Source organism: Zavarzinia sp. (assembly GCF_049306435.1).
Classification (GTDB): domain Bacteria; phylum Pseudomonadota; class Alphaproteobacteria; order Zavarziniales; family Zavarziniaceae; genus Zavarzinia.
The window spans coordinates 1-9,702 of the sequence record NZ_JBAQRT010000318.1; the positions used below are offsets into that span (position 1 = coordinate 1).

The window sequence follows — 9,702 nt, forward strand, 5'->3', positions numbered from 1 at the left end:
CTCTGATACGAATGTCTCCGCAAAACCCTTGCGCCTTGGTTTTTTCCGAGCTGGCCCAGGCCGTGGCGAAGGAGCTTGCAATATGAAGGAAATCGTTGTCCTCAGCGGCAAGGGCGGGGTCGGCAAATCGACGACCGCGGTCAATCTCGCCCTCGGCCTGCGGGCCATGGGGTTGAAGGTCGGCCTGCTCGACGCCGATATCTATGGCCCTTCGGTGCCGCGCCTCCTCGGCCTGTCGGGCAAGCCGAAGACGACCGCCGAGAAGAAACTGGTGCCCATGGAAGCCCATGGCCTCAAGGCCATGTCGATCGGCTTCCTCGTGCCCGAGGACCAGGCGGTGATCTGGCGGGGGCCGATGGTGATGAGCGCGATCGGCCAGTTGCTGAACGATGTCGCCTGGGCCCCGCTCGACATTCTGGTCATCGACCTGCCGCCGGGCACCGGCGATGCCCAGCTCACCCTCGCCCAGCGGGCGCCGCTCTCGGGCGCGGTCATCGTCTCGACCCCGCAGGACATCGCCCTCATCGATGCCCGCAAGGGCCTCGCCATGTTCCAGAAGGTGGAGGTGCCGGTTCTCGGCATCGTCGAGAACATGAGCTATTTCCTCTGCCCCCATTGCGGCGGGCGCTCGGACATCTTCGCCCATGGCGGCGCGCATCAGACGGCGGACGACCTCGGCGTCGACTTTCTCGGCGAGGTTCCGCTGCACATGGCGATCCGCGAGACCTCGGACGCGGGCCGCCCGATCGTCGCCACCGCGCCGGACAGCCCGCAGGCCGCCGCCTATCTCGAGCTGGCGCGGAAGGTACTGGCGCGGCTGGAGCGGAGAGACGACAATAGCCGCCCGGCGCCACGCATCGTGATCGGCTAGGACTGGAAGGTTGAGCGTATCCCCCGAGGTCGGCGGCGGCATCAGGCCGCGTCCGGACGCCTTTTCGAGGCGCGGCCAGGCCCTGCTCGACGATATCGAGCGGGCGGGCCGCAAGCCGCGCACCATCCTGCTGTCGATCATCTCGATCCTGCTCGGGGCCGGTTTCCTGACCTGGTTCGGCCTGACCTGGGCCAACCACGAGCGTGCCCTCGTGGCGGCGTCGGCCGAGGCGCGACTGCTGTCCCGCGTCGTCGACGAGCATTTCCAGTGGACGATCAAGGGCTCGGACCTCGTGCTGCGCCAGGCGGTCGAGATGGTGGCGGAAGACGGCCTCGCCCCCCAGTTCTCGACCGAGGCGAAGCGCCTGCGCCTGATCGGCATGGCCCGGCTGCTGCCGCAGATCGGCTCGATCTGGTTCCTCGATGAAAAGGGCCGGGTGGTCTATTCGACCAGCCAGGGCCGCAAGCCGCCCTCTGAATTCGCCGACCGCGATTTCTTCATGGCCCATCAGAACGGCGAGGAATTCTATATCACCCCGGCCAACCGCAGCCTGCTGACCGACGCGGTCTATTTCAGCGTCAGCCGCCGGCTGGAACGGAACGGCCGCTTCGCCGGTGTCGTCCTCGCGGCGATCGACATGCGCTATTTCGCCCAGTTCCACGGCGGGCTGCATGTCCCCTCGACCACGGCGCTGGAGCTGTTCCGCACCGATGGCAGGCTTGTGGTGCGCTGGCCGATCAACGACGACATGGTGGGGCGCGACTTTCTCTATACGCCCTTCTTCCACGAGCATCTGTCGGGCGGCCGCGAGGAAGCGGCGGTCGAGGCCCCGGCGATCGTCGACGGCACGCCCTCGATCATCGCCTATCGCCGGATGAACGGCCTGCCCCTCGTCACCCTCGCCACCATCGACCGTGACGCGGCCTTGCAGAACTGGCGGGAGAACGCCGGCATCGGCCTCCTGTTCGTGCTCGGCTCCGGCCTTCTGGTCGGCGGCCTGACCCTCTTTGGCCTGCGCGCCATCGACCGCGAGGAACACGCCAAGGACAATCTCGCCGCCCGCACGGTGGAACTGGAGGAGGCGCTGGCCTCGCGCATCCTTCTGTTCAAGGAAATGCACCACCGGACCAAGAACAACCTGCAGATCGTTTCCAGCCTGCTGTCGCTGCAGGCGGGGCAATATGGCGACCCCATCTTACGTCAGGGCTTCACCGACACGGTGAACCGCATCAGGGCCATGGCCCAGTTGCACGAGCAGCTTTACCAGGGCGGCGAATTCGCCACCGTCGACTGCGGCGCCTTCCTGCGCTCGATCGGCGAAAGCCTGACCGGCGAGGGCGCGGCCCGGGGCCGGGTCGGCCTCGAACTCGACCTCAGCAGCATCGCCCTGCCGATGGACCGGGCGGTGCCCCTCGCCCTGATCGCCAATGAATTGCTGACCAATGCCCTGAAGCATGGTTTCGCCGAGGGGCGCAGCGGCACGATCCGCATTTCCCTGCATCGCGGCGGCAACCAGCTGAACCTCGTGATCGCCGACGACGGGCTTGGCCTGCCGGAAGGTCAGGAGCCGGCGGAAAAAGCGAAAAGCCTCGGGATGCGCCTCATCCGTGGCCTGGCCGCCCAGCTGAAGGGCAAGGTCGGCTTCGCCAGCGACGGCCCCGGCAAGGGCACCACCGCGACCGTCACCTTGCCGGTCTGAAGGCTCAGATCAGGCCGGGAGCCAGGCGCGGCGTGGCCGCGAGACGCTCGCAGCCCTGACCTTCGACCAGGGTGACGCTGAAGGTATTGAACAGCAGCGTCGCCTGCTCCGGCCGCTCGACACCATAAACCAGCACCGGCTGATTGGCGGCGCGCAGACGCTCGATGAATTGCTTCACCCGCATCGGGTCGCGCTCGATCATGGGGTTCAGCCGCGCATGATCGAAAGCCACGCCCAGCAGGCCTTCCTGGCGGCCCGTGATGCCCCGGGCATCGAGCGCGTCGAGCACCAGCCAGACACCGCGCCCCACCCCGGCGACCCGGCGCAGGAAGGCGAACAGGCGCTCGCCCTCGAGATCCGGGGGCGATTCCCGCACCAGCCCGCCAAGACGAACCCGCGCCTGCAGCGGCAGGCTGGACACCAATGTGGTTACCCGATCCGCCGTCTGCCCGTGCAGCAGGCTCTGATACTGCAGCGGGACGATCACGCCGCCCGCCTGGGCCGCGCCCTGATGCAGGGATTCGACCACCCGGCCCAGCAGGGCGACATCGAATTCCCGCTCCATCGCCGGTGTCAGCCGGTGCCGCCGCGCCAGCCAGGCCAGCCAGCGGGTGGAGCGCTCGTCGAAGCGGGCCAACGTCTGCCGGGCCGGGCCGAGATCGCGGCTGCGCACCGGATGCTGGACCGCCGTGCCCTCGTCGAGAATGTCGGCGACCACGGAATCGGTGCGATAGCCGCTGTTCTGATCGACGCGGATACGATCCGCGAGGCCAAGGGCCAGGGCACCGGCCTCGCGACCAGGCGCCAGCGCCGGATCGGCCGCATCGAACAGCAGGGCGCCGCCGAACACCTCGAAACTGGCGAGGGCGCCGCCTTCATCCACCAGCCTGTGGCGGGTCAGCTGGGCGATCGCCTGCATCCGGTCGATGGCAAAGCCGAGGCTTGGCGTCCCGCTCAGCAGGACGACGAAAACGTCACTGCGAACCGGCAGGAACAATTCACCGGGCTGCAATTCTCCGGCGAGGGCGGCGGCGGCCGTGATGCGCAGCCGCTCCAGCGTATCGCGCCAGATCGAGCCGAGATCGGCCGCCATGTCCTCGGCCGCGACGATCTCGAGCAGGCCGACGCAGGCCGGGTGCTGGTCGATCCCGACCCGGCGCAGCAATGTCGCCTCGAAAACCTCGGGCCGCGCTTCCAGCGGATCGGTCTGGCGGTGACCGCCATGGGCCACCGACGCGCTTGCCCGGAACGACAGGACCCGGAAACCATGGCCGCGATTGTCGACGCCGCGCCCCATGCTGACCGCGGCGGAGGTGGCCAGTGCCTGGGGGGTCAGCAAGGTCGCGGCGCCCATCGAGCCGTCGCTGTCGCCGGGGGGGAAGCGCAGTTCGGCGATGGCCGAGATGAGTTGCCCCGTCAGTTCCTCCCGGGTCATGCCGACGAGGCGCAGGAAGGCCTGATTGGCCATGGAAATATGATCGGCATCGTCGACCACGATGACACCGTCGCGCTGCGCCTCGATCAGCACGGGCAGCACGCGGTCCGGTGACGGCGGCACGACCGCGTGCCTGGCCTGCCCCTGTATCTTCACCAGCCCCGGGGCGGGCCCCTCGGTGCCCTTGACGACGCAGATGGCGCCGCCCGCGCCGTCGGAGGTCACCGCGACCAGGGCGTCGAAGGCACTGCCGGCATGGTTGTAGAGTTTGATGGGCTGGGCTTCGAGGGTCTCGCCCCGCTCGACGGCGCGGGTCAGTTGCTCGACCGTGGCCCGGTCGCTCCACGGCCCGAACAGGATGGCGAGGGTCTGGCCCGAGGCCTCGGCCGCGGGCCAGCCGGTGATGGCCGAGAACGCCGGGCTGACCGAGAGGATACGGCTGTCGAAACCCGTGCTGAGACGGATTTCCGCGTTTCCGGATTCGGGGGAAGGCATCATCGCACTCACCCGAACAGGACGGCGAAACTGCCGTCGAGGAACTCTCCCACCCGGTCGATCCACGCCTCGCGGTAGAAGACATAGTCGCGGGCATGACTGCCCCAGGCCCCGGCCTCCAGCAGCAGCGGATCATTCGCGGCGGGCGCCGGGGTCGACCACAGGCGGGCGCCGGGATCGGCGGCGGCCAGCGCCTCGGCATCGGCGGCGGGAACGATCGGATCGGAGACCGATTGCATGATCAGCCAGGGCCGCGCCCCGAGGCGCGGCGCGACCTCGATCCCCCGGCCCTCGCCATCGGCGAGACCCCAGAAATGGCGCGCCGACCACAGCACCGCGTCGGCCATATAATCGGGCAGGCCGGTCGAGGCGATCAGGCCACGGCGCATCACGGGCGGGGCCAGGGCATAGGTATCCTGGGTGATCACCGCCTCGATCCGGGGATCGACGGCGGCGGCGTAGAGCACGGCATTGCCACCCATCGAGATGCCATAGGCGGCGATGCGGCGGCCCGGGTTCCGGGCCTTGATCCAGTCGGCGGCGGCGATGATGTCGCGCCCCTCGTCCGGGCCGAAGGTCGGGCCACGCGGGCCATCGCCCGAGTCCCCGTGATTGCGCAGGTCGAGGGCGAGGACCGAGTAATTCCGGCCCAGCAGGTCGCGCATCATGCCGTAAAGGCCGACATAGGCATCGCCCCGCGTGCCCGAGGCGCCGTGAACGAGGATGATGGTCGCCTTGGGCGCCTCCGCCTCGGCGAACCAGGCGACGAGATCGACACCATCGGCGCTGCGAAAGGCGACACGGGCCGCCGGAATATCCGTTGGCAGCGGCGGCACCTCGGCGCGGAAGCGGCTCATCAGCACGGCGGGCAACACGCCGCCGACAGTCGCCGGAACGCCAACCGCGAGGATGAGGAGAGCAACCGCCAGACGCCGCATTCTGTCCCGAATCCGTTACGGCGCGAATTTCGCCGCCCTTCCCTGCCCTTATCACGTCGGCGCGGGGGATGGCGACCCCCCACGTCCGTGCCATGACGGGTGACAAGAGTTAACGGCGCTAGCCTTAAGATATCATTGCAATCCCCGCCACAGGGCCAGCACGCCGAACACCACCAGCACGATGCCGGACAAGCGGTCGATCGCCGCCAGGATGCGCGGCGACAGCAGATGGCGTGCCCCGCCAGCGGCCGCCACGATCAGCAACTGCCAGGTCGCGGAACCAAGGCCAAGGCCGATCACCGTCGACAAGGCCGCGCCACCGCCGGCCGAGGCGGCAAGCCCGATGCCGGCGAAGGCACCGGCGAAGGAAATGACCGTCAGCGGATTGGTCAGGGTCAGGGCGACGGCGGTGAAGAACGCGGGGGCGACCGCCCCGACCTTCGCCATCTCGGCGCCCCCCGCCGCCTCGGGCATCAGGCCGCCGCGCCGGCCCGCGGCCCTGAAGCCACCGATGCCGAGCCAGATCAGCACGAGACCGCCGATGATGCCAAGCAGCGACGCTTCATCAATCAGCAGCGCGGTCACCGCCGACAGGCCGAACGCGGCCAGCGCGGCATAGATCGTATCGGCCGTCGCCGCGCCAAGCCCGGTGGCGACGCCGATGCCGATTCCGCCGGCCACCGTCCGGCGCAGGATCAGCAGGGAAATCGGCCCGACCGGCATCGCGATGAAAAAGCCGAGCGCGAAGGCGCTGGCGAACAGGGACAGGGACAAGTCGGGCATCACGGCACATCGACCGGCAGCGCGGTCGTCTCCTTGGGGCTGGACAGGGCGATCTGGGTCTCGCTCCGCGCGAGGGCGCCGGTGGCCTTCAGGCGGCGCAGCAGGGCTTCGAGCCCGGCCATGTCGGCGACCCGGGCCTTGAGCAGGTAATTGGCCGGCCCGGTGACATGATGGCATTCCAGAACGGCGCCATCGGCCATGACCGCGGCGACGAAGCCGGCCTCGTCCGCCCCCGGCGCCAGGGTGATGGTGACGAAGGCGGCGATGCCAAGGCCCAGCGCCAGCGGATCGGCAAGGGCGACGATGCCCCGCAGCGCCCCCCGCGCCAGCAGCTTGCGCACGCGCTCGTTCACCGCCGAGGTCGACAACCCGACCGCCTGTCCCAGTTCGGCGACACCGGCCCGCCCATCGGCCTGCATCAGGCCGATCAGGGCGCGATCCACATCATCGAGCATTTTTTCACATCACCGTTGCGATATTGTCATGAAGTACCGACAGGCCGCCGTACATATGTTTTTCCTGCACTTAAATCATTAGCATGAATATTTCCTGGATTCTACGCATTATACAGGATTTTATCTCGTTCCCGTGAGAATCCGAAACAGGGCGCCCCTCATGCGCGATCATTCGTCGCCGCCAGGAAACCTTGCGAAGGGGACAGGATATGGCTATGCCAAGACCCGGTTTTTCCGGCGGCAGTCCCGGCCGCCCGATCGAGAGTCGAGCCCGATGAGCAATCTGAACCAGGAACGGGTGCTGAGCGTCCACCACTGGACCGACCGCCTGTTCTCCTTCACGACGACGCGCGACCCTTCGCTGCGCTTCATCAATGGTCAGTTCACCATGATCGGGCTCGAGGTGAACGGCCGGCCGCTGCTGCGCGCCTATAGCGTCGTCTCGGCCAATTACGAGGAACACCTCGAATTCCTGTCGATCAAGGTGCCGGACGGGCCGCTGACCTCGCGTCTCCAGCACATCAAGGTGGGCGACACCATCCTCGTCGGGCGGAAGCCCACGGGCACGCTGATCGCCGACAACCTGCTGGCGGGCAAGCATCTCTACCTGCTGTCGACCGGCACCGGCCTCGCGCCCTTCATGTCGATCATCAAGGACCCCGAGGTTTACGAGAAATTCGAGAAAATCATCCTCGTCCACGGCGTCCGCGAGGTGAACGAACTCGCCTATCACGACCTGATCGAGAAGGAATTGCCGGACAATGAATTCTTCGGCGAGATGGTGCGCGAGAAGCTGATCTATTATCCGACGGTGACGCGGGAGCCGTTCCGCAATCAGGGCCGGCTGACCGACCTGATCAAATCCGGCAAGCTGTTCTCGGACATCGGCCTGCCGCCGCTGTCGCAGGAAAACGACCGGCTGATGCTGTGCGGCAGCCCGGAAATGCTGGCCGAGATGGTGAAATTCTTCAACGACAACGGCTATGCCGAGGCCAGCTTCTCCAAGGCCGGCCACTACGCCATCGAGAAGGCTTTCGTCGAGAAATAGGGCCGGGTTACATAGGGGCGTAACCATCGTCGAGTAGCGCCCCATGTCCCTGCCGTCCCGCCCCAACATCCTGTTCGTCACCGCGGATCAATGGCGCGGGGAATGTATCGGCCGCCTCGGCCATATGGTCCGGACCCCGAACCTCGACGCCCTGGCGGCGGATGGCGTGCTGTTCCGGCGCCATTTCGCCAGCGCCGCGCCCTGCGGCCCCAGCCGGGCCTGCCTGCTGACCGGCATGTATCTGATGAACCACCGCTCGGGCACCAACGGCACGCCTTTGGACGCGCGTTTCACCAATATCGCCCTCGAAGCGCGCAAGATCGGCTATGCCCCGGCCCTGTTCGGCTATACCGACACCGCGCTCGACCCCCGCACGCGGCCGGCCAGCGACCCGGCGCTGGCGACCTATGAAAACGTGCTGCCCGGCTTCGATGCCGCGGTCTATCTGCCGGAAGATCCCAAGGCCTGGCTGAAATGGCTGCGGGCGAAGGGGGTCGCGACCCCGGCCGACGATTTCGACATCTATCTGCCGGTCGACAATTATCCGGGGGCCGAGGGCAAGGGGCCGAGCTATCCGCCGCCCGCTTACGGCGCCGAGGAGTCGAGCACGGCCTTTCTCGCCGGCGAAGTCCTGTCCTATATCGAAGAGAAGGGCGACGAGCCCTGGTTCGTCCATCTGTCCTGGCTGCGGCCGCATCCGCCCTGGATCGCGCCCGAGCCCTATAACGCGATGTATGACGCCGAGGCGGTCCCCGGCTTCATCCGCCGCGAGACAAGGGAGATGGAGGGCGAGCAGCACCCCTGGCTGGCGTTCCAGACCAACCGGTCCGGCTTTCGCGCGCCCGAAGACGATCTGGCGATGCGCCAGTTCAAGGCGACCTATTACGGCCTGATGTCCGAGGTCGACGACCAGTTGGGCCGCATCCTTGCCGCCCTGAAGGCCAGTGGCCAATACGAGCGGACGCTGATCGTCTTCACCAGCGACCATGGCGAACAGATGGGCGACCATTGGCTGCTGGGCAAATCCGGCTACTTCGACCAGAGCTTCCATATCCCGCTGATCATCCGCGACCCGAGGGCGGAGGCCGATGGCGCCCACGGCACCATCGTCGAGGCCTTCACCGAATCCGTCGACGTGACGCCGACCGTGCTCGATGTCCTCGGTCTCGAGGTGCCGCTGACCTGCGACGGGCGCAGCCTGCTGCCCTTCCTGCGCGGCCGCCCCCCGGCCGACTGGCGGGCCGAGGTTCATTGGGAATATGACTTCCGCGACATCAGGGGCGCCGCGCCGGAAACCGAGCTTGGCCTTGCCATCGAGACCAGCAATCTGGCCGTGATCGCCGACGAGACGACGAAATATGTCCATTTCGCCGGTCTGGAGCCCCTTTTGTTCGACCGCGCAGTGGACCCGGGCGAATTCGTCAATCTGGCCGGCCAGCCGGCGGCGGCTCCGCGCCTCGCGGCTTACGCCGGCCGGATGCTGTCCTGGCGGATGCGCCACATGGAGCGCGGCCTGAGCCATTGGCACCTCGGCGAGGGCGGGCCGGTGTTCCGGCGCTGAGGCCGTGGCCGGCGCGACGACGAGTTTCGCCGGGTGATGCTAGTCTTGCGACAATATTTCCCGGCCTGATTCGCCCGACGAGAAAACCATGCCGAACCCGCGCGACAACAGACTGCCCGTGCCGACCGAAAGCCCCAGTGGCCGCGCCCGGGGAACGCCACCGCCCGAAGGCTCGCTGGCGGGACTGGTGGGCTGGGCCTTCGTCTTCGCCCTTTCGGTCGGCTGGCTGGCGGCTGCCTTCTATTATCTGGGCGCCCTGGTCGGCTTCGATGCCCTCGGCACCCTCGCCCCGCATGAACTGGCGGCGATCCTGACCGGCGTCCTTGGCCCCGTCGCCATCCTGTGGCTGGTCGCCCTAATGCTGGACCAGCGCGCGGCGGTGCTGCGCACCCTGGGCGGCGCCCGGCCGGCCTCGGC

General features: G+C 67.7%; 9 protein-coding genes. 5 read left to right on the plus strand and 4 right to left on the minus strand.

Annotated features, from left to right (window positions below; genetic code table 11):
• Positions 1–871, plus strand: an 871-nt coding sequence (locus tag WAZ62_RS17770) for an Mrp/NBP35 family ATP-binding protein (RefSeq protein ID WP_422644875.1), incomplete at its 5' end; no start/stop codon positions are given.
• Between the two features lie 10 nt (positions 872–881).
• Positions 882–2,570, plus strand: coding sequence for a sensor histidine kinase (locus WAZ62_RS17775; RefSeq protein WP_422644876.1), 1,689 nt, complete (start codon positions 882–884; stop codon positions 2,568–2,570).
• Positions 2,571–2,574: 4 nt separating this feature from the next.
• On the opposite strand, the gene WAZ62_RS17780 is transcribed toward WAZ62_RS17775, so the two are convergent.
• The 4 genes from WAZ62_RS17780 to WAZ62_RS17795 form a co-directional block, all read right to left on the minus strand.
• Positions 2,575–4,503, minus strand: coding sequence for a PAS domain S-box protein (locus tag WAZ62_RS17780; protein WP_422644877.1), 1,929 nt, complete (start codon positions 4,501–4,503; stop codon positions 2,575–2,577).
• Between the two features lie 5 nt (positions 4,504–4,508).
• Positions 4,509–5,438 (minus strand): alpha/beta hydrolase, encoded by a 930-nt coding sequence (locus WAZ62_RS17785; RefSeq protein ID WP_422644878.1) that lies wholly within the window; start codon positions 5,436–5,438, stop codon positions 4,509–4,511.
• 132 nt (positions 5,439–5,570) lie between these two features.
• Positions 5,571–6,221 (minus strand): LysE family translocator, encoded by a 651-nt coding sequence (locus tag WAZ62_RS17790; RefSeq protein WP_422644879.1) that lies wholly within the window; start codon positions 6,219–6,221, stop codon positions 5,571–5,573.
• A complete protein-coding gene (locus WAZ62_RS17795; RefSeq protein WP_422644880.1) occupies positions 6,221–6,676 on the minus strand; it encodes an Lrp/AsnC family transcriptional regulator in 456 nt (151 codons plus the stop codon). Before WAZ62_RS17795 ends, WAZ62_RS17790 begins: the two co-directional genes overlap by 1 nt.
• A 274-nt stretch (positions 6,677–6,950) precedes the next feature.
• On the opposite strand from WAZ62_RS17795, the gene WAZ62_RS17800 reads away from it, so the two are divergent.
• From WAZ62_RS17800 to WAZ62_RS17810, 3 genes are all read left to right on the plus strand, one after another.
• The gene (locus tag WAZ62_RS17800) at positions 6,951–7,724 is read left to right on the plus strand and encodes a ferredoxin--NADP reductase (protein WP_422644881.1); all 774 of its coding nucleotides are present in this window, start codon (positions 6,951–6,953) and stop codon (positions 7,722–7,724) included.
• Positions 7,725–7,767: 43 nt separating this feature from the next.
• A complete protein-coding gene (locus tag WAZ62_RS17805; RefSeq protein WP_422644882.1) occupies positions 7,768–9,285 on the plus strand; it encodes an alkaline phosphatase family protein in 1,518 nt (505 codons plus the stop codon).
• A gap of 88 nt (positions 9,286–9,373) precedes the next feature.
• The coding region (locus WAZ62_RS17810) for a hypothetical protein (RefSeq protein ID WP_422644883.1) at positions 9,374–9,702 on the plus strand (329 nt) is incomplete at its 3' end.

Bases quoted from the DNA above. Each gene is read 5' to 3' on its own strand.
- WAZ62_RS17805 (WP_422644882.1), top strand. From the start codon at position 7,768: ATGTCCCTGCCGTCCCGCCCCAACATCCTGTTCGTCACCGCGGATCAA.
- WAZ62_RS17790 (WP_422644879.1), bottom strand. From the start codon at position 6,221: ATGCCCGACTTGTCCCTGTCCCTGTTCGCCAGCGCCTTCGCGCTCGGC.
- WAZ62_RS17785 (WP_422644878.1), bottom strand. From the start codon at position 5,438: ATGCGGCGTCTGGCGGTTGCTCTCCTCATCCTCGCGGTTGGCGTTCCG.
- WAZ62_RS17800 (WP_422644881.1), top strand. From the start codon at position 6,951: ATGAGCAATCTGAACCAGGAACGGGTGCTGAGCGTCCACCACTGGACC.
- WAZ62_RS17780 (WP_422644877.1), bottom strand. From the start codon at position 4,503: ATGATGCCTTCCCCCGAATCCGGAAACGCGGAAATCCGTCTCAGCACG.
- WAZ62_RS17795 (WP_422644880.1), bottom strand. From the start codon at position 6,676: ATGCTCGATGATGTGGATCGCGCCCTGATCGGCCTGATGCAGGCCGAT.